The following is a 16703-nucleotide window of genomic DNA, read 5'->3' as shown; positions in this document are numbered from 1 at the left end:
CGATCATCCTTGGATCGTAGCGGCGGGATCCCCTCCGGGGCCGGAACCCGCCTCGGCGAGCGCGCGGTCGACTGTCGTGTGCACGAGCATGGAGAGGAACGCACCCGGGTTGGCGACCCCCGCCGTGGCGAGAAGCCCTGTCGCCTGCTGCACGATCGAGCGGGAGAAATGCGTCGCCGTGGCGATCGCCTCCGCGTAGGCGGGGCGGGCTGCCTCGTCGACGACGACGGGTTCGCACCCCATCTCGACGGCGAGCGCCTGCGCGATCGGCAGCACCGGTGCGGGCGCGGTGACCGCGGCGAACGCCCCGGCGAGCTGGCGGAGGTCCATCGACGTGCCGGTGAACGACAGGGCGGGGTGCACCGCGAGCGGGATGGCCCCCTTCGCGACGGCAGGAGCCAGGATGCCGGTCCCCCACGCCGCGTCGGTGTGCAGGATGAGCTGCCCCGGCTGCCACGCGCCGACCGCGGCGAGCCCAACCACCAGCCCTTCCAGCTGATCGTGCGGCACGGCGACGATGACCAGCTCGCTGCGGCGCGCGACCTCGGTGGCATCCAGCGTCGGGACGCCCGGCAGGATCGCCTCGACCCGCTCCGGGTCGGAGCCCGCCGTCACACCCACCAGCGCGTGCCCGGCGCCGCCGAGAGCAGCGCCCAGCACCGGTCCGACACGGCCGGCCCCGATGATCCCGACCCCGAGACGCCCGTCGCGGCTCATGCGCGGTCCTCCTCCGAGCGGGTGCCGGGAACACCCGGCACGGCGGCGGCATCGGGCGTCGGCACGGCGGGCACTTCTACGCCCGGCACGGCGGCCGCATCGGGCGTCGGCACGGCGGGCACTTCTGCGCCCGGCACGGCGGCGGTGGGTTCGGCCGGGGCCGCGGTGGCGGCATCCGGCTCCTGTGCCCAGCGATGGGTGCGGTCGGCCGAGGCCGCGGCGACGGTGGCATGCGCGACGTCGTCGAACAGCCGCAGCGCCGTGTCGCGGTCGACCGCGGCGAGGAACGGCGACACCGGCCCGGCGACGACGTGGGCGCGCACGTTCGTCACGCCGGTCAGGCGGTCCAGCGGCCCCTGGTAGAGGCCGAAGCTCTGCATGCGGGCCAGCGGCACACTGACCAGCTTGCGCCACACGACACCTCGGCGCACCAGCAGCGCGTCGTCGGTGAGACGGAACCCGTTGCGCCGGTACGACAACGGCCGGATCCACCAGGCGCGCTTCGGGGTGTTGGTGAACAGGTCGCCCTCGCCCGGCCCGAGCATGCCCTGCTCGACCATGAGCGCCCGCTCCGCGTCGGACATCGCCGGCTGCAGCAGCCGCAGCACGCGGTCCACGTCGGCGGCGGTGCCCACCGGCAGCACGGTGGTGAACTGGTCGGTGCTGGAGTCGGAGGCGCTGCGGCCGGTCAGACGGTTGATGCGCACCGTCCACCACCCGGCCGGACGCCACAGGATCGGCTGGGTCACCTCGACGGCGTGCACGCGGCCCGGCGGCACGATCTCGGTGATGGTCGTGAACAGGCCGAAGGTGATGCGCACGCCGTCGGGCGTCGGGGCGATCGAGTACCGCAGCGACCGGAAGATCGAGCGCACCCAGTACGCGACCAGACCGATGATCGCCGGCACGAAGCCGAGCAGCAGCCAGGTGACGCCCTGCGTCACGCCGATCACGATGGCCACGAACGCGAAGAGGACGGCCACCGTCGACATGCTGAGGAGATGGGATGCCACCAGCCGGCCGACCGGGATGTTCACGACCGACTCGGGCTCGGCCACCACCGCTTCCGGGCCCTCGATGAGGCCGGTGATGCCGACGCCCACGGTGCGACTGAGCGCCGCCACGCGTCCGCCCGGCAGCGGAGGGGCCCCCGCGGTGTCGGCCCGCGCGGCAGCCGCCGCGAGACGCTGACCGGACGCGAGCCGCAGGATGTCGGCGCGCACCGCCTCGGCGTTGGCCGTCGACAGGTATTCGAGCTTGACGTTGGCGTCGGTGCCGGCGCCGACGACCTCGAGCTTGGCCATCCCGAGGAGCCGCGCGATCATCGGCCGGGTGAGGTTGACGCCCTGCACCCGGTCCAGCGGTGCGCGACGCTGCGTGCGGAACAGCACACCGCTGCGCACCTCGACGTCGTCCTCGGTGATGCGGAACGTGTGGAAGCGCCACGACGTGTAGAACACCGCGAGGAGGATGAGCAGCACGGCCAGCACCGCCAGGGCCGCGAGCACGTACAGATTGTTGGCGATGATGAAGTCGACGGGGTCGCCGCCGGCGTTCTCCCACTCCACGACCTCGTCGCCCACGCCGGGCGCCAGCCACGGCAGGAAGATGTACACCAGGCGATCGCGCAGGTTCGCGAACACGATGCCGATCACCACGATGAGGAACAGACCGCCGCGCAGCAGTGCGGTCAGCGGGTGCAGGCGGTGCCACTCGCCGTCGCTGAGAGGCGAACGCGCCGGCTGCGGCGGGACCGTCGGCCCGCCGAGGGGACCAGGAACCGACGTCATAGACCCGTGCGCCTGCTCTCGGCGACCTCGACGAGGTGGTCGCGCAGCGTCTCGGCGGTGGACTGCTCGAGACCGGGGATCACGACCCCGGTGGCCGCGGCGGCCGTCACGAACTTCAGCTGTGCGATCCCGAACCCGCGGTCCAGCGGTCCGTGCGTGATGTCGATCAGCTGCATGCGCCCGTAGGGGACCGCCACGAAGCGCTGCCACAGGATGCCGCGACGGAACACCAGGTCGTCGGCCCGCAGCTGGTAGCCGATCGACCGTGCCTGCCGGGGCAGGATCGCGAGCGTCCATACCAGGATGACGGTGAGGATGCCGCCGGGGATCCACGCCCACAGCTGATGCATGAGCTCGGTGAGCACGAGGGTGCCCGCCACCACGAGGACGAGCATCGATCCCGTGGAGATCAGCTGCACCGTGACGTACTTGCGCGAGATCTGGTGCCACACGCCGCCCTCGAGGGCCAGCCGGTTCTCGGAGCGCGGCTCGACGAGCCTCCCGAACGTCGAGCCCGCGTCAGTGGTTGTGGATGCGGGGTTCGAGTCCGGGGTCGTCGCCTCCGGGCTGTTCGTCATCGTCGTCCTTCCGGATCGTGCACAGGTGCTCCGCGACCAGACCGGCGGCGACCAGCAGGGCGCCGCACACGGTCGTCGCGATGACCGTTCCCAACGAGCCTAGCGAGGGCGGGACCGGCCGGGTCGCGAGGAAGATCCACAGTCCCGCGCCGAGTCCGCCGAGCGCGGCGCCCACGATGCTCGACGCCTTCGCGAGCATCGCGATGCGCACCGCCCGGAAGGGGTTCACGTGCGTCCTGCCGGCACCGTGGGTGGCCCGGCGGATCGGGACCGCGAGCCCGATGACCACGGCGCCGAGCACCACGAGGAGGATCGGGAGCGTCACCGCGGGGGTGAACGTCGGGCGACCGCCCGAGGTCAGCAGCTGATCGACGAGGAACCCGGCGGCGACCCCGAGCACCGCCGAGAGCAGGAGCACGCCGGCGCCGGTGCGTTTCATCGTCCGCCTCTCAGCCGGCGCAGGGCCTCGTCCACGCGGCCGACCCCGGGCAGCACGGCGTCGGGATCGACCACGAGCCACGGCCCGAGCACGAAGTCGCGCTCGACGGCACGCGGATGCGGCAGCAGCAGGCGCGGGTCGCCGCTCTCCAGGTCGCCGTACGCGATGAGATCCAGGTCGAGGGTGCGATCCTCCCAGCCGGGCTCGAGCGCGGAACGCTCCGTCCCGCGGACGCGGCCGTGGCGGCGCTCGATCGCGTGCAGGTATCCCAGGAGCACCGACGGCGCCAGGCGCGTGGTGAGGATCGCGACGGCGTTCAAGTACGCCGGGGCGGAGGCATCCGGGCCGTCCGGCTTCAGGGCGACCGACTCGATCGGCTCCGAGGCCCGCACCGCGTCGACCAGCGGCAGGCGTGCCAGCTCGGCGATCGCGGCGGCCATCACCTCGGCGCGATCGCCGAGGTTCGCGCCGAGCGCCACGACGGCCTCGACCGCCTCGCGGGGGTGCGCCGCGACGTCGCGGTCGAATCCCTGCGCGAGCCGGCGGTTCATGCCCGCACCCGCGATCCGGCCTCTTCGCGGCCACGGCGGACCGTCACCGACACGTCGGAGAACGGCACCGTGATCGGCGCGTGGGGCTTGTGGACGGTGACGGCGACCCTGTGCACGCCGTCGCGGGTGAGCAGGTCGTCGGCGATGCGTGCGGCGACGCCCTCGATGAGGTTGAGCGGGTCGCTGCCCACCAGTTCGACGATGCGCTCGGCGACCTCCCCGTAGTGGACGGTGTCGGCGACGTCGTCCGAGGCGACGGCGGGCGCGGTCTGGACGTACAGGGTCGTGTCGACCACGAACTCCTGGCCGTCGCGGCGCTCCTCGGCGAACACGCCGTGGTGGCCGTAGGCGCGCACGCCGGTCAGCGTGATCTCGTCGAAGACGTCCATCGGCTTCCCTCCTGCCAACCGCGCGCGACGAGGAGAGCATCGCGCGTACCTGCGACATCGTGCACCCGCACACCCCACGCACCGGCCTGGGCGGCCAGTGCGCTGGTCACCGCGGTCGCGAGGTCGCGCCGCGCCTCGTCCGCGTCCGCCGGGTCCTCGGCGAGCGCCTCCGCGAGGAACCGCTTGCGGCTGGTCCCGACGAGCACGCGCGGGCCGAGGCCCACGAGCCGGTCGAGCCTGTGCAGCACCGCCCAGTTCTGGGCGCCCACCTTGCCGAAGCCGATGCCGGGATCGAGGATCACGCGCGAGGGCGCGATGCCGGCGGATGCCGCGACCTCGACGCGGGCGCGCAGCTCCGCGATCACCTCGTCGACGACGTCGTCGTACTGGGCGCGGGCGTACATGTCGGTCGAGTGTCCGCGCCAGTGGCCGAGCACCACGTCGGCGCCGGTCGGAGCGACGGCCGCGAGCAGCTCCGGGTCGGCGAGCCCGCCGGACACGTCGTTGACGATCCGGGCGCCGGCCTCGACGGCGGCGACCGCGGTGTCGGCGTTCATCGTGTCGATGCTGATGGTCGCGCCCGCGCCGGCGAGCGCCGCCACGACCGGGAGCACGCGCTCCTGCTCGACCCGCGGCGCGACGCGCTCCGCACCCGGGCGCGTCGATTCGCCGCCGACGTCGAGGATGCCGGCGCCCTGCTCGCGCAGGTGCAGTCCGTGGGCGACCGCGGTCTCGGCATCCGCATACCGCCCGCCGTCGCTGAACGAGTCGGGGGTGACGTTGACGATCCCCATGATGAGCGTGGTCATGCGCGGCCGGCTCCGATCAGCGAGATCAGCTCGGCCCGCGCGGCCGGCTCGGCCAGGTCGCCGCGCGCGGCGATGGTCACGGTCGAGGCATCCGTCTGCCGGCCGCCGCGCATCGTGACGCACTCGTGGGTCGCATCGAGCACGACCAGCACTCCGCGGGCGTCGAGGGATGCCGCGATGACGTCGGCGATCTGCTCCCCGAGCCGCTCCTGCACCTGCGGGCGCGAAGAGAGGATCTCGACGACCTTCGGCAGTGCGCCGAGGCCGACGACCTGCTCACCGGGGAGGTAGGCGAGGTGCGCGTGACCGCGGAACGGCAGCAGGTGGTGCTCGCACACCGACCGGAAGATGATGTCGCGCAGGATCACCGCGCCCGACGGCAGCGTGTCGGGCGCCGGTCCGCGCGAGACCGAGATGGTGTGCGCGAGCGGAGCCGCGGCATCCTCTCCGACACCCGAGAAGAACTCGGCGTACGCGTCGGCGACGCGCCCCGGCGTCTGCTTCAGCCCGGGGCGTTCGGGGTCTTCGCCGATCGCCTCGAGCAGCTCGCGCACGAGCGCGGCGACGCGCTCACGATCCACGGCCACAGGCCGAGCCTACGCGGTCGCGGGGCGCGCCTGCCCGCTCGGGCGGCGCTTGGTCGCCTTCTCGGCGGCCGGCTGCTCGGCCTCGACGCTCGCCGCGAGCCCGGCCTCGTCGCGTCGCTGCGGCACGTCGATCGGGGGCAGCGTCGACGGGGGACGCTGCTCGCTCGACAGCCACTGCGGGCGCGGGGGAAGTCGCTTGACGTCCTTGAAGATCTCGGCGAGCTCCAGGTGGTCCAGCGTCTCGTTCTCGAGGAGGGCCAGCGCGAGCTTGTCGAGCACGTCGCGGTTGGCGTTGATGACCTCGTAGGCCTCGTTGTGCGCCTGCTCGATGAGGTCGCGCACCTGCACGTCGACGCGCTCGGCCACACGCTCCGAGAACTCTCGGCCGTGGCCCATGTCGCGGCCCATGAACACCTCGCCGGAGGACTGGCCGAGCTTGACCGGGCCGATGTCGCCGGTCATGCCGTACTCGGTGACCATCTTGCGGGCGATGTTGGTCGCCTTCTCGATGTCGTTGGAGGCGCCGGTGGTCGGGTCGTGGAACACGATCTCCTCGGCGACACGGCCGCCCATGGCGTACGTGAGCTGGTCCTGGAGCTCGTTGCGGGTGACCGAGTACTTGTCGTCCAGCGGCAGCACCATCGTGTAGCCGAGCGCCTTGCCGCGGGGCAGGATGGTGACCTTGGTGACCGGGTCGGTGTGGTTCATCGCCGCCGCCGCGAGCGCGTGGCCGCCCTCGTGGTACGCGGTGATGAGCTTCTCCTTGTCCTTCATCACACGCGTGCGGCGCTGCGGGCCGGCGATGACGCGGTCGATGGCCTCGTCGAGCGCGCGGTTGTCGATCAGCTGCGCGTTCGAGCGGGCGGTCAGCAGAGCCGCCTCGTTCAGCACGTTGGCGAGGTCCGCACCGGTGAAGCCGGGCGTCTTGCGCGCGACGATCTCGAGGTCGACGCCGTCGGCCAGCGGCTTGCCGCGGCCGTGCACCTCGAGGATCTTCGTGCGGCCCTTGAGGTCGGGCGCGTCGACGCCGATCTGACGGTCGAAGCGGCCCGGGCGCAGCAGCGCCGGGTCGAGGATGTCGGGGCGGTTGGTGGCCGCGATGACGATGACGTTCGCCTTCGGGTCGAAGCCGTCCATCTCGACGAGCATCTGGTTGAGGGTCTGCTCGCGCTCGTCGTGTCCGCCGCCCATGCCGGCGCCGCGGTGGCGGCCGACGGCGTCGATCTCGTCGATGAAGATGATGGCGGGCGAGTTCTCTTTGGCGTTGTTGAAGAGGTCGCGCACGCGGCTCGCGCCGACGCCGACGAACATCTCGACGAAGTCCGAACCCGAGATCGCGTAGAACGGCACGCCTGCCTCTCCCGCGACTGCGCGCGCGAGGAGCGTCTTGCCGGTTCCGGGAGGGCCGTACAGCAGCACGCCCTTCGGGATGCGGGCGCCGACGGCCTGGAACTTCGACGGGTCCTTGAGGAAGTCCTTGATCTCCTCGAGCTCCTCGATCGCCTCGTCGGAACCCGCGACGTCCTGGAAGGTGACCTGCGGCATCTCCTTGGTCACGAGCTTCGCGCGGGACTTGCCGAACTGCATGACCTTGCTGCCGCCGCCCTGCGCGCTCGAGAGCAGGAACCAGAACAGCAGACCCAGCAGCAGGATCGGCAGGAGCAGCGAGATGAAGCCGTCGAACCACGTGGCGCGCGGCACGGCGTCGTTGAAGCCGTCCTTCGGGTCGGCCGCGTTGATGGCGTCGACGACCTCGTCGGCGCGCGCGGAGACGTAGTAGAACTGCACGTCGCTGGCGCCCTCGTAGTCCTTCGAGAGCTTCATGTCGACCCGCTGATCGCCGTCGGTGTTGACGACCTCGGTGACCGTGTCGCCCTTGAGCAGCTCGAGGCCCTCCTGCGTGGAGATCTGCTTCGCGCCGTTCAAGCTCGAGATGAGCGAGAACCCCACGATGAGGAAGACCCCGATCAGCAGGACGTAGAAGAGCGGGTTGCGGGTGATCTTCTTGAAGTCCATGGTGCGGGCGAGAGCCCGGTCCCTTTCGTCGACGTGCCGCCGCGGACAGGAAATCGCCCGTCGACGGTGGAATCAGGGTATCGCGCGCTTCCTAGGCGCCGACTGTGCATTCGCCCCGGGCGTAATCCGAACCCGGACGCTCGCAGTCAGGAGTAGACGTGCGGTGCCAGCACCGCGACATCGCGCAGATTGCGGTACTTCTCGGCGTAGTCCAGGCCGTAGCCGACGACGAACTCGGTGGGGATGTCGAAGCCGACGTAGGTGCAGTGCACCTCGACCTTGGCGGCCTCGGGCTTGCGCAGCAGCGCGAACACCTCGACGGATGCCGCGCCGCGGGCCGCGAAGTTCTCCAGCAGCCAGCTGAGGGTCAGACCCGAGTCGATGATGTCCTCGACGATCAGCACGTGCTTGCCGAGGATGTCGGTGTCGAGGTCCTTGCGGATCTGCACGACACCGCTGGACTTCGTGCCGGCGCCGTACGACGAGACCGCCATCCAGTCCATCGTCACGTGCTTCTTCAGGGCCCGGGAGAAGTCCGCCATGACCATGACCGCGCCCTTGAGCACGCCCACCAGCAGGAGATCCCTGCCCTCGTAGTCGGCGGCGACCCGCGCCGCGATCTCATCGAGCTTGGCTCGGATCTCCTCCTCGGTGACGAGGACTTCGGTGATGTCGCTGGAAACGTCGGCCGCGCGCATGCAAGCGATTCTATTCAGGCCGCGGCTGTGAACTCGATGCGTCCGCCGACGCGCCGGGCGCGGCATCCGGGCAGATCGATGGGACCCTGCCCCGACCAGTCCGTCACCAGCCGCGCCACCTCGAGGGTCTGCGACCGGGTGAGGCTCTGGTGGAACTCGCTGGCCACGACGTGCCGGATGATGCGATGGCGCAGCGCCGCCGGGTTCGCGGCGAGCGCCGCCGCGGAGACCGAGATGCCCGCCTCGGCGTGCTCGACGATGTCTTCGATGGTCTCGTCGATCATCTCGTCGAAGGCCTCGGCGTCCTCCCGCAGCTGCGCGGCGGTGCGCGCCAGCGCCTCGGCGATACCGGGACCGAGCTCGGCCTCGAGGACCGGCAGCACCTTCTCGCGCACCCGCACGCGCGCGAAGCGGTGGTCGGCGTTGTGCGGGTCGTCCCACGCGTCCAGCCGCTCCGCGGCGCACGCGGCCCGCGTGGTCGCCCGCCGCACGGCGAGCAGCGGCCGCAGCAGCGCGACACCGTCGAGGTCGGTCCCTGCTCGCCCTCCGGACGGCGCTGGCGCGCCGCCCCGGGCCTCCGCGGGCAGGGGCCCGGCCTCCGCCATGCCCTGCAGACTGGTCCCGCCCGCGCCGCGAGCCAGGCCCAGCAGCACCGTCTCGGCCTGGTCGTCGAGCGTGTGCCCGGTGAGGATCGCCTGCGCTCCGGCGTCGCGCGCGGCATCCCGCAGCGCGGTGTACCGCGCGTCCCGGGCGGCCGCCTCGGGGCCGGTATCGGCCGCGGTCACCTCGACGCGCACCACGCGGGCCTCGAGCCCGAGCGCCTCGGATGCCGCTGCGGCGGCGGCCGCGGCATCCGCCGACCCGTCCTGCAGGCCGTGGTCGACCGTGACCGACAGCGCGCGCATGCCCCGCTTCGGAGCCTCGAACGCGGTCGCGGCGGCCAGTGCGAGCGAGTCGGCACCGCCCGACAGCGCGACCAGCACGGTCGCGCCGGGTTCCAGGCCGGTCAGCGCTCTGCGCACGGCGAGGCGCACCTCGGCGACGGCGGGGTCGAGTCCGGGTCTGCGCTCCTCCACCCGCCCACCGTACCCGCGACGCGCCGCGACTAGGCTGGTCGCGGCAATCCACAGACTTCGAAGGAGCACCACTATGGGCGCGTACGACGCCGTCATCGAGATCCCGCGCGGCAGCCGCGTGAAGTACGAGGTCGACCACGGCACGGGCCGCGTGTTCCTCGACCGCATCCTCTACACGCCCATGGGCTACCCCACCAACTACGGGTTCTTCGAGAACACCCTCGGCGAGGACGGTGACCCGCTCGACGTGCTCGTGATCCTCGACGTCGACCTGGCCCCGGGCATCCTCGCGAGCGTCCGTCCGGTCGGCGTGCTCAAGATGAGCGACGAGGCCGGTGGCGACGACAAGGTCGTCGCGGTCCTCGCGAAGGACCCGCGCTGGGCCCACATCCAAGACGTCGCCGACATCCCCGAGTTCCTGCAGAAGGAGATCACGCACTTCTTCGAGCACTACAAGGACCTCGAGCCCAACAAGTGGGTCAAGGTCGACGAGTGGGCGGACGCGGCCGAGGCCGAGCGCCTGGTCGACGAGGCGTTCGCGCGCTTCGCCGAGCACGAGGGCCAGACCAAGACCCAGGGTGAGGGCATCGCGCCGAGCACCCTGTGACCTGAGCTTCATGCGAAGAGCGGATGCCGTCGGCATCCGCTCTTCGTCGTTTCGAGGTGGGTGGCGCTCAGACCGAGATGCCGCGCGCAGCCATGAAGTTGATGGGGTTCGTGTCGGCGCCGTTGACGTAAGTCTCGAAGTGGACGTGGCAGCCGAACGAGTTTCCGGTGTTGCCCTCGCTGGCGATGAGCTGGCCCGCGCTCACCCATTGCCCGACGCCGACGAAGATGCCGCCGCTGCGGATGTGGCCGTAGCCGGTGCCGATGCCGCCGCCGTGGTCGATCTTGATGTAGTTGCCGTAGCCGCCGTTCCAGCCGGCGTACACGACGCGCCCGGCGGACGCCGCGTAGATGCCGGCACCGCAGCCGGCGGCGAGGTCGACGCCATGGTGGAACCCGCTGGAGCAGTAGCTGTTGCCGCATTGCACGGTGCGAGGCCCGTAGCCCGAGCTGCGCCAGCCCGACGAGGGGCGCGCCCACCCGGAGCCGACGACGGCTCCGCCGCCGCCACCACCGCCGCCACCGCCGCCGCCACCGCCGCCGCCCTGATTGGCGAGGCGGTCGGCCTCCTCCTTGGCGCGGCGTGCCTCTTCTTCGCGACGACGGCGCTCCTGCTCCTGGCGGATGCGCTCGCCCTCCTGGTAGTCGGCGATCGTCTTCGCCGTCGTGTCGTGCAGTGCCGCGAGCTGCGCCTCGAGCTCGCCGCGCTTGGCGTTCTGCGCGTCCAGCGCGGCCTGCGCCTCGTCGGCGGCCTTCTGCGCGGCCAGCATCTTCTCTTCGGCGATCTTCTGCAGCCGGTCGCGCTCGGCGCGCTGCACCTCGGCCTGGTTACTGAGGTTCTGCGCGTTGTTGCGTGCCGTGACGGCGGCCGCGTACACGTCCTGGTTGCGCTGGACGAGTTTGTCCATCGTTCCGAGGCGGGCGAGGAGGTCGTCGGCCGAGGTCGCGGAGCCGGCGAAGAAGAGCTCGAGCGACGTGTCGTCGCCGCCGTTGCGGTACAGCTGAGCGGCCACGCGGCCGGCCTTGTTGGCGGCGTCGACGGCGGCGGCGGCCTGTTCGTCGGCCTGCTGCTGCAGCTGGTCCGCCCGCAGCGCCGCGTCGAAGTAAGCCTGCTGGGCCTCGTAGAACTCGTCGCCCAGCTGCTGCGCGAGCTGCTGCTTCGCCGCGACATCGGCCTCGAGCCCGGCGATGAGGTTCTGGATGTTGACGATCTCGGCCTGCTTGGACGCCTCGTTCGCCTTCGCGCGCTCCACGTCGGGCCACGACGGGTAGTCGGCCGCGTACGCGGGGCTGCCGAACGGACCGACCGCGGCGCCGACGGCGCTCAGTGCGGCGACCCCCAGGATGCCGAGTCCCAGCGCGGAGCGCCGATTCATCGCGGGCCATAGGCGCCGTTGCTCACGAGGCGAAGGACCGCACCCGCAGTCCTCGGCGGCATCGTCTGCCAACGCCGTGGCGGTGATGTTGTCGGGCTGCACCGGGTCCTCCCCCCGCGTATCAACTCGTTTCACACTAGCAACATCATTCACATGCGCAACCCCCAGTAGGGCATGGTTACCGCCGCCTCGGGGAGCGGTCACGCGCACAGTCTCCGCCCCGACTCGGCCATAGACAAGGCCGCCACGCGCTCGATTCGCGTTTTCGTCGACGATTACGTATGCTTGGTCCTCGGCAGTGAGCCCCAGGGTTCACCCGGCCCCATCGTTTAGCGGCCTAGGACGCCGCCCTTTCACGGCGGTAGCACGGGTTCGAATCCCGTTGGGGTCACTCCCACAATTCAATAAGCATGGCCCTGTAGCGCAGTTGGTTAGCGTGCCGCCCTGTCACGGCGGAGGTCGCGGGTTCAAGTCCCGTCAGGGTCGCTCCGAGCGACGGGCCCTTTTCTCGAAGAGGGCCTTTCGTTTAGGACGCGGCAGGTCTTGTATAAGAGGTGCCGCGCGGCTCTGTAGCTCAGTTGGTAGAGCGTTCGACTGAAAATCGAAAGGTCACCGGATCGATGCCGGTCGGAGCCACAAGGGCGAGCGTTACACTCGCCCCAGGAACCCTCGCGTAGCTTCTACATCGCGGGGGTTTCGTCTTTCGGTCCTGAGGTCGACGCCGGGCGTCGTGCAGGAAGTCGGAGGACTCCAGCCGGCTTCAGGCGGAATCGACGCCGCTCTCGATAACCTCGGATCATGCGCCGCGCCGATCCACCTCCGCACACGTGCGGGTGGTCACCCCACTATCGGCGGACCGTGCCCAACCACGAGTGCGAGAGGTGCCGGCTCGAGGACGAGCTCATCCTCGACACGGCGCTCGTGAGCCAGAAGAGGCGGGCCAAGGTGTACCGGCCGGCGCGCGCTTCCCACGCGGTGCTTCCGACGAGCGACTTCGTCGGCGACGCGGACGATCCTCTCGATGGCGCCGCTGCGGAGCTGCGTCGCCAGACGTTCGTGCCGATCAGCGACGAGGACCTCGCGTAGCGGAAGACAAGCCAAGGGATCCGCGTTGCCCTGGGGCGAGGGGATGCGGCGTCTCATGGTCCTGTCATCGACCGGCGTGCTGCTGGCGGGGTGCGCGACATCGCGCGACGACGATCAGGCGGATCGCGACCGCTCAGAGCCCTTGGGCGAGGCGGTAGTACGCCTGATTCCACCGCAGCTCGCTCTGGAATCCGCGCACCGTGGTGTCCTCGTCGATGACGACGAGCTCGGTCTTCGCGATCTCGGCGAAGTCGCGGAACACGTCGATGCCGACGGCCGTGGTCATCACGGTGTGGTGCGCGGCACCGGCGGCGAGCCAGCATCCCGCGCTGGTGGCGAAATCGGGCCGCGGCTTCCAGACGGCGCGGCCGACCGGGAGGTTCGGCAGTGCGGGAGCGTCGACGTTCTCGACCACGTTTGCGACGAGACGGAACCGGTCGCGCATGTCGCTCATCGCGACGACCAGCGCAGGCCCCGGGTCGGCCGTGAACACCAGGCGGACGGGATCGTCCTTGCCGCCGATTCCCAGCGGGTGGATCTCGAGCCGCGGCTTCGACGTCGTCAGCGACGGCGAGACCTCGAGCATGTGCGCGCCGAGGATCCGCTCGTCACCGGGCACGAGGTCGTACGTGTAGTCCTCCATGAGACTCGCGCCGCCCGGAAGGCCGGCGCCCATCACGTTCGCCACGCGCACCAGGATCGCCGTCTTCCAGTCCCCCTCGGCACCGAAGCCGTAGCCCTCGGCCATGAGCCGCTGCACGGCGAGGCCCGGCAGCTGCTTCAGCGCGCCGAGGTCTTCGAAGCTCGTCGTGAAGGCACCGAAGCCGCCTTGTTCGAGGAACGACCGCAGCCCCAGTTCGATCGCGGCGCCGTCGCGGAGGGACGGATGCCGCTCCGCGCCGGGCAGCAGCTCGTCGGCGACGTCGTACTCGTCGAGGTACACCTGGACCAGGGCGTCGATGTCGGCGTCGGTGGCGGCATCCACCGCCGCGGCGAGCTCGTTCACCCCCCACGTGTTGACCTGCACCCCGAAGCGGAGCTCGGCCTCGGTCTTGTCGCCCTCGGTCACCGCGACGTAGCGCATGTTGTCGCCGAACCGGGCGAGCTTGAGCGAACGCGCGGCAGCCCAGCCGGCCGCGGCGCGCTGCCAGTCCTCGATCTGCTGCCCGACGGCCGGGTTCGAGACGTGTCCGACCACGGTCTTGCGGGCGACGCCCAGGCGCGTCTGGATGTAGCCGAACTCGCGGTCGCCGTGCGCGGCCTGGTTGAGGTTCATGAAGTCGAAGTCGATGTCGGCCCACGGCAGCTCGACGTTCGCCTGCGTGTGCAGGTGCAGCAGCGGCTTCTGCAGGGCGTCGAGCCCCGCGATCCACATCTTGGCCGGACTGAACGTGTGCATCCAGGCGATGACGCCGATGACGTCGTCGCGCGCGTTGACGTCGAGGGCGAGGCGGCGGATGGAGTCCGAGTCCTTCAGGACGGGCTTCCAGACCACCCTCACCGGCAGTGCGCCGAGGCCGTCGGCGACCTGCTGCGACTGCTCGGCGACCTGTCGCAGCGTCTCTTCGCCGTAGAGGTTCTGGCTGCCGGTGACGAACCACACCTCGTACGAGTCGAGGGCGGAGTTCAGGGGAGAGCGGGTCATGGCGGTCCTTCGCGGGTGCGGGTCAGAGGGCGGTGACGGCGGCGGCCTCGACGGCGAGTCCGGCGCGGTAGCGGTCGAGGTAGGCGGCGAAGCCCGCGACATCGGCGGGGATCGGAGTGGCGAGGTCGATCCGGGCGTCGGCGAAGACGTGAGTGCGCAAGTAGTCGCCGAGGTCGCCGGCGCCCGCCGACGAGAGGTACGAGGCGAGCACGGCGATCCCCCACGCACCGCCCTCGGCCGCGGACTCGCCGACCGCGACAGGCACGTCCAGCGCGCCGGCGAGGAAGCGCTGCGCCACCCCCGCCGTGCGGAAGACACCCCCGTGGGCGAACATCCGGTCGACCTCCACGCCCTCGTCGGAGAGCACCCGCATTCCCAGGGCCAGCGTGCCGAACACGCCGTACAGCTGGGCGCGCATGACATTGGCGAGGGTGAACGTGCTGTCGGGGGTGCGCACGAACAGCGGTCGGCCTTCGTCGAGGCCGGTGATGGGCTCACCCGCGAGGTAGTTGTAGGCGACCAGGCCTCCGGCGTCGGCCTCCCCTGCGAGCGCTTCACGCAGGAGCACCTCGAACACGGCATCCCGATCCGCCCGGGCGCCTGACGCAGCCGCGAACCGCTCGAACATGCCGGCCCACGCGGCCAGCTCGCTGGCGCCGTTGTTGCAGTGCACCATCGCGACGGGATCGCCCGCGGGGGTCGCGACCACATCGAGCTCGTGATGCACCCTGCCGAGGGGCCGCTCGAGCACGACCATGGCGAAGATGCTCGTCCCCGCGCTGACGTTGCCGCTGCGCGGAGCCACGGCGTTCGTCGCGACCATTCCGGTGCCGGCATCCCCTTCCGGGGGGCAGAGGGGGATGCCGGCACGCAGCGTTCCCGAGACATCCAGCAGCGCCGCGCCGTCGGCGGTCAGCTCTCCGGCGGGCTGCCCTGCGACGAGCACCTCGGGCAGCAGCTCCCCGAGAGTCCTGCCGAGCGCACCGTCGGCCACGAGGCCGTCGAACCGCTCCATGAGAGCGCGGTCATAGTCGCCGGTGGCGGCGTCGATCGGGAACATCCCGGACGCGTCGCCGACGCCGAGCACCTTCCGCCCGGTCAGCTTCCCGTGCACGTACCCCGCGAGGGTCGTCAGGGAGCGGACCTGGGGGACGTGCGGCTCCTCGTCGAGGATCGCCTGGTGCAGGTGCGCGATCGACCAGCGCAGCGGGATGTTCGTGCCGAACAGCTCCGACAGCTCGGCGGCCGCCGGTCCGGTCGACGTGTTGCGCCACGTGCGGAACGGCACCAGGAGCTCGTCGTCCGCGTCGAAGGCGAGGTAGCCGTGCATCATGGCGGACACCCCGATGGCGCCGAACGTCGCGGGCGTGACACCGTGGCGGCGGGCGACATCGGCGAGCAGATCCGCGTACGCGGCCTGCAGCCCCGACCACACGTCATCCAGCGAATACGTCCACCTCCGGTCGACGAGGCGGTTCTCCCACGCGTGACTGCCGACCGCGAGGACGGTGGCGGGCGCGTCGGCCGCGACCAGGCAGGCCTTGATGCGGGTCGAGCCCAGCTCGAGGCCCAGTGACGTGCGACCGGCGAGGATCGCGTCGCGAGGGTCGATGGTCGCGCTCATCGGCGGTCGTCCCCGCTCTGCCCGTAGACGTTCTGGTAGCGGTTGTAGAGGCTGTCGATCGCGTCCTGCGGGATCGGGATGAGCGGACCGGCCTCGCTGGCGAGATGGACCGTGCGTGCGACGTCCTCGACCATGACGGCCGCCTTGACGGCATCCTTCGGCGAGACCCCGATGGTGAACGGGCCGTGGTTCTGCATGAGCACCGCGCGCGAGCGATGCCCTGTGAGGGTGTCCACGATCCCTCGGCCGATCGAGTCGTCTCCGATGATCGCGAACGGCCCGACCGGGATGGGACCGCCGAACTCGTCCGCCATCGCGGTGATGACGCAGGGGATCTCCTCGCCGCGCGCCGCCCACGCGACCGCGTAGGGAGAGTGGGTGTGCACGACGCCGCCGACATCGGGCATATGCCGGTACACGTACGCGTGCGCCGCGGTGTCGCTCGACGGGCTCCGGTCGCTGCCCGGGGTGCCGGGAACGACGTCGCCCTCCAGATCGCAGAGGATCATGTTCCCGGGTGCGAGGGCGTCGTAGGAGAGGCCGGACGGCTTGATGACGAAGAGGTCCGCGCCGGGGACACGACCCGACACGTTCCCGCCGGTCCAGACGACGAGGCCGTACCGGACGAGTTCCGCGTGGAGCCTCGCCACGTCTTCCCGCACGATCTCGATGGCCTCGTCGACGTCAGCGCTGAAGCTCGTCATGTCGTCCTCCCT

At 71.1% G+C, this 16703-nt stretch carries 17 protein-coding genes and 3 tRNA genes; 5 read left to right on the top strand and 15 right to left on the bottom strand.

Annotated features, from left to right (window positions below; all coding sequences use genetic code 11):
- Positions 1-3: 3 nt before the first annotated feature.
- From AC1DDU_RS09140 to tilS, 11 genes are all read right to left on the bottom strand, one after another.
- Positions 4-717: a DUF2520 domain-containing protein gene (locus tag AC1DDU_RS09140; protein WP_477433224.1), complete on the bottom strand. Its 714-nt coding sequence runs from the start codon at positions 715-717 to the stop codon at positions 4-6.
- Positions 714-2507: a PH domain-containing protein gene (locus AC1DDU_RS09135; RefSeq protein WP_477433222.1), complete on the bottom strand. Its 1794-nt coding sequence runs from the start codon at positions 2505-2507 to the stop codon at positions 714-716. Before AC1DDU_RS09135 ends, AC1DDU_RS09140 begins: the two co-directional genes overlap by 4 nt.
- Entirely contained in the window at positions 2504-3085 is a 582-nt protein-coding gene (locus AC1DDU_RS09130) for a PH domain-containing protein (protein WP_477433220.1), read from the bottom strand. Before AC1DDU_RS09130 ends, AC1DDU_RS09135 begins: the two co-directional genes overlap by 4 nt.
- Positions 3027-3524 carry a DUF3180 domain-containing protein gene (locus AC1DDU_RS09125; RefSeq protein WP_477433218.1) on the bottom strand — a complete coding sequence of 166 codons (498 nt, stop codon included), beginning with the start codon at positions 3522-3524 and terminating at the stop codon, positions 3027-3029. Before AC1DDU_RS09125 ends, AC1DDU_RS09130 begins: the two co-directional genes overlap by 59 nt.
- On the bottom strand, positions 3521-4075 hold the full coding sequence (folK, locus tag AC1DDU_RS09120; RefSeq protein ID WP_477433216.1) for a 2-amino-4-hydroxy-6-hydroxymethyldihydropteridine diphosphokinase: 555 nt from the start codon (positions 4073-4075) through the stop codon (positions 3521-3523). The genes AC1DDU_RS09125 and folK overlap by 4 nt, the downstream gene beginning before the upstream one ends.
- On the bottom strand, positions 4072-4464 hold the full coding sequence (gene folB / locus AC1DDU_RS09115; RefSeq protein ID WP_477433214.1) for a dihydroneopterin aldolase: 393 nt from the start codon (positions 4462-4464) through the stop codon (positions 4072-4074). The genes folK and folB overlap by 4 nt, the downstream gene beginning before the upstream one ends.
- Positions 4437-5273 carry a dihydropteroate synthase gene (folP, locus tag AC1DDU_RS09110; protein WP_477433212.1) on the bottom strand — a complete coding sequence of 279 codons (837 nt, stop codon included), beginning with the start codon at positions 5271-5273 and terminating at the stop codon, positions 4437-4439. The genes folB and folP overlap by 28 nt, the downstream gene beginning before the upstream one ends.
- The gene (gene folE, locus AC1DDU_RS09105; RefSeq protein ID WP_477433210.1) at positions 5270-5860 is read right to left on the bottom strand and encodes a GTP cyclohydrolase I; all 591 of its coding nucleotides are present in this window, start codon (positions 5858-5860) and stop codon (positions 5270-5272) included. Before folE ends, folP begins: the two co-directional genes overlap by 4 nt.
- Before the next feature lie 9 nt (positions 5861-5869).
- Complete coding sequence (gene ftsH, locus AC1DDU_RS09100; RefSeq protein WP_477433208.1) at positions 5870-7876, bottom strand: ATP-dependent zinc metalloprotease FtsH; 2007 nt, start codon at positions 7874-7876, stop codon at positions 5870-5872.
- Between the two features lie 146 nt (positions 7877-8022).
- The gene (hpt, locus tag AC1DDU_RS09095) at positions 8023-8574 is read right to left on the bottom strand and encodes a hypoxanthine phosphoribosyltransferase (protein ID WP_477433206.1); all 552 of its coding nucleotides are present in this window, start codon (positions 8572-8574) and stop codon (positions 8023-8025) included.
- 14 nt (positions 8575-8588) lie between these two features.
- On the bottom strand, positions 8589-9650 hold the full coding sequence (gene tilS, locus AC1DDU_RS09090) for a tRNA lysidine(34) synthetase TilS (RefSeq protein ID WP_477433204.1): 1062 nt from the start codon (positions 9648-9650) through the stop codon (positions 8589-8591).
- A 73-nt stretch (positions 9651-9723) separates the two neighbouring features.
- On the opposite strand from tilS, the gene ppa reads away from it, so the two are divergent.
- The gene (gene ppa, locus AC1DDU_RS09085) at positions 9724-10257 is read left to right on the top strand and encodes an inorganic diphosphatase (protein ID WP_477433202.1); all 534 of its coding nucleotides are present in this window, start codon (positions 9724-9726) and stop codon (positions 10255-10257) included.
- Between the two features lie 67 nt (positions 10258-10324).
- Here ppa and AC1DDU_RS09080 read toward each other — a convergent pair whose 3' ends face one another.
- The gene (locus tag AC1DDU_RS09080; protein WP_477433200.1) at positions 10325-11632 is read right to left on the bottom strand and encodes a peptidoglycan DD-metalloendopeptidase family protein; all 1308 of its coding nucleotides are present in this window, start codon (positions 11630-11632) and stop codon (positions 10325-10327) included.
- Between the two features lie 318 nt (positions 11633-11950).
- On the opposite strand from AC1DDU_RS09080, the gene AC1DDU_RS09075 reads away from it, so the two are divergent.
- From AC1DDU_RS09075 to AC1DDU_RS09060, 4 genes are all read left to right on the top strand, one after another.
- Positions 11951-12023, top strand: a tRNA-Glu gene (locus AC1DDU_RS09075).
- A 21-nt stretch (positions 12024-12044) separates the two neighbouring features.
- Positions 12045-12118: transfer RNA gene (locus tag AC1DDU_RS09070), tRNA-Asp, on the top strand.
- Positions 12119-12195: 77 nt separating this feature from the next.
- Positions 12196-12268: transfer RNA gene (locus tag AC1DDU_RS09065), tRNA-Phe, on the top strand.
- Positions 12269-12490: 222 nt separating this feature from the next.
- Positions 12491-12718: a hypothetical protein gene (locus tag AC1DDU_RS09060; protein WP_477433198.1), complete on the top strand. Its 228-nt coding sequence runs from the start codon at positions 12491-12493 to the stop codon at positions 12716-12718.
- Positions 12719-12851: 133 nt separating this feature from the next.
- Here the strand turns inward: AC1DDU_RS09060 and araA are convergent, their stop codons facing one another.
- Genes araA through AC1DDU_RS09045 form a run of 3 tightly spaced genes read right to left on the bottom strand, consistent with a single transcriptional unit; the run spans position 12852 to position 16691 of the window.
- Positions 12852-14363: an L-arabinose isomerase gene (araA, locus tag AC1DDU_RS09055; RefSeq protein WP_477433196.1), complete on the bottom strand. Its 1512-nt coding sequence runs from the start codon at positions 14361-14363 to the stop codon at positions 12852-12854.
- 22 nt (positions 14364-14385) lie between these two features.
- Entirely contained in the window at positions 14386-15987 is a 1602-nt protein-coding gene (locus AC1DDU_RS09050) for a xylulokinase (protein WP_477433194.1), read from the bottom strand.
- Positions 15984-16691 (bottom strand): L-ribulose-5-phosphate 4-epimerase, encoded by a 708-nt coding sequence (locus AC1DDU_RS09045; protein WP_477433192.1) that lies wholly within the window; start codon positions 16689-16691, stop codon positions 15984-15986. The genes AC1DDU_RS09050 and AC1DDU_RS09045 overlap by 4 nt, the downstream gene beginning before the upstream one ends.
- Between the last annotated feature and the right edge of the window lie 12 nt (positions 16692-16703).

The sequence above is a fragment of the Microbacterium sp. 05T445 genome (assembly GCF_056395865.1).
The sequence above is the reverse complement of the archived record's forward strand: the minus strand, read 5'-3'. Positions and strand labels throughout refer to the sequence as shown.